At 38.9% G+C, this 1,747-nt stretch carries 1 protein-coding gene; it reads right to left on the bottom strand.

The features are described 5' to 3' along the window. Window positions 1-1,747: hypothetical protein (locus RM697_RS13655; protein WP_311428455.1), on the bottom strand; the 1,747-nt coding region annotated here is incomplete at both ends.

The raw sequence follows: 1,747 nt of genomic DNA, 5'->3' as shown, positions 1-1,747 counted from the left end.
AGATTGTTACGTTGTCTTTAAATGGTACTGGGTACGCTTTAAATTCAACTTGCTCTACTCTTGCAGTTGCAGTTTCGTTCTTATGTGCTCCACCTAACTCAACATTACCTTGACGAGCTGTAGTTGGGTCGAAGCATTCTAAAGATAATTCATATGCTCCAATATCATTTGGACCATATCCTTTAACAACGATTTGATATACTTCGCCTACTTCACTTAAGAATACAGCAAAACCTGGTCCAAATAATTCACCACATGTATCATCTCCAAAACTAACTAATCCATTTGCATCATAAACAGAAACTAGTGTATCGAAGTTTGTATTCTCACACGTAGATGCTTCTACAAAATCTCCTGTACCAATAAATGTATAAACATTACCTGTACTAAAGTCATCAAAGTAACTTGGAGTTTCTCCTACTTCAACGTCTTCTTCTCCACCATCTGAAGTATCTCCTAAGATTACATCACCACAATCGATATCTCCCTCTGGTAAAGGCTCAACCACTTCCCAAGTGTAAGTTACACTACACTCACCTACATTACCACAACCATCATCTTTAGAGAATGTTCTTGTAACACCTAAGATTAACTCAGCAACTTCAAAATTAGTAACCGTTAAATGAGACGATCCAAATGCATCTCCTTGAATTACAAATCCTATTACATCTCCTGCAACACAGTTAACAGATACTTGTCCGTTTTGAGCTTGAGCTCCACCATCATTAGTAAGTTGTACTAGTTCTCCATTTACATAGAATGCAGGATCCCATTCAGCTGACTCGTCATAAAAGTCATCAGTATTCCAGTCCCAATCGAAACTATAGTTTCCATTTACTGGACATGTTGCTAATGCACTAACTTCTCCTCCTTCTGGATCACCATCAACTACAAGTGTAGTTGCATCTATTGTTACAGCTCCATCACCATCAGTACCTGAAATAGCCCAATTTTCTGGAGCAAAGTCTCCAGTAAATCCTACTATACTAGGTGCAGTTACTAACTCATCAGAGTATCCTACTGTATCTCCAGATCCCTGACAGTTATCTGTCCAAGTTCCTTTAGTAGCTAAACCATTGTTAGGTAAACCTTGATCATTTAACTGATCTTCAGTTAACTCCCCTAAATCAATAGTCTCACCACACTCAGCACCTGTAATAGATACTTCAGGAGCAGTATTATCGTAAACGATAAACTCACAAGTGAATGATTCTGGTGAATCGTTTCCACAAGCATCTTCTGCTACAAACGTCATGTATAAATAAGCTACACAATCAGAGCTAAACTCATCATTTCTACCTACTTTTGTAACTCTGTACTTAAGATCTTCTACTGCTGTACAGTTATCTGTGTAACATACTGGGATAAAGTTATTAGCATTTTCACCTAAATCTACACCTGCTACTGAGAACAAGTTATCTAAATCTAAGTAATCACCTACATTAAGCTCTACTGCTGCTGTTGCTGGGCAATCTGCTCCACCTTCAGTGTATAACTTCATTGGTGGCTCTTGACAATCGCCTTTAACTGGACCAGACATATCAAATCCTTGGTAAATGATCTTGAAGCTTGCTGCCTCATTGCCACACTCATCCTTGGCTGTATATCTTACCCAACGCTGCCATCCATCAGGACCACAGTCTTCTCCTGCTTGTAACGTTACTTCTTTATGAACTGTAACTAAGCCTCCACAGTTATCTGAGTAATATGCTGCTACTTCTTCTGCACTTGGCTCGTCTTCTGCAAT

The sequence above is a fragment of the Microcosmobacter mediterraneus genome, assembly GCF_031846265.1.
Lineage (GTDB): Bacteria > Bacteroidota > Bacteroidia > Flavobacteriales > Flavobacteriaceae > Microcosmobacter > Microcosmobacter mediterraneus.
The sequence above is the reverse complement of the archived record's forward strand: the minus strand, read 5'-3'. Positions and strand labels throughout refer to the sequence as shown.